Origin of the sequence: Pseudoflavonifractor sp. MCC625 (genome assembly GCF_018784545.1) — a bacterium.
Taxonomy (GTDB): domain Bacteria; phylum Bacillota; class Clostridia; order Oscillospirales; family Oscillospiraceae; genus Pseudoflavonifractor_A; species Pseudoflavonifractor_A gallinarum.
In genome coordinates, this window is sequence record NZ_WQOJ01000003.1 from 1 (window position 1) to 712 (window position 712).

Below are 712 nucleotides of genomic sequence, written 5' to 3' on the forward strand. Positions count from 1 at the left end.
TTGATCCCGTTCATTCGCTCTGCCGGAATTTCCTGATAGATGCGGACCGCCTCCTCCAAAGACAGGTTATCGTGGTATTCTCCGAGGTTTGGAAACTCCATGCACTCTGCCACATAGTAAGTCAGATTGCCGGTTGGCTGCTCTATCGGGGCGGTTTCCGACTCTGCCTTTGCATGGGGATCAATCCCACGCTCTTTGCAGATTTCCTTATAGTGGCGCTCAATGTCAGAGATCAAAGTGCCGGAGGTCTTATTGATGGTCTCCAAACTGGCTCTCAGCTCTTTCAGTTCCTTGCCCTGACTCCAGCTTGCAATATAGCCGAAGCTGTTTTCTCCGGTCTCAATGCCAAAATATTTGCAGACCGCATAGGAGATGCTTTCAGCCTCCACTTCCTCCGTGTGGCGGTCTTTCCTCTGTTCTTGCAAAAACTGGGTGAGGGTAGAAAAGCCGCCAACAAAATTCAGCCCTTCTTCCTCGGTCAGCATCAGGCGTCCATCTTCCTCCAGCTCCAGCGGCTCTGTCAGCAGAACGGAACCTGCATGGTTTACAACCACTTGTTCTTCTACACAGACCGGCTCTCCGGGGTCGTAGTCAGAACCGCGCAGGTCATAGCAATAAACGCCCTCCGGCAGATTATCACGGACAATCCGCCCATTGGAGAACAGACCGGGTTTATCAAACAGCTCGATCTCCTGATATTGCTCGTCATTGG

1 protein-coding gene is annotated in these 712 nt (G+C 51.8%); it reads right to left on the reverse strand.

Annotation, left to right across the window (positions count from 1 at the left end; all coding sequences use genetic code 11):
• A partial coding sequence (locus GPK94_RS00025) for an LPD28 domain-containing protein (protein ID WP_346727956.1) occupies positions 1–712 on the reverse strand: 712 nt, incomplete at both ends.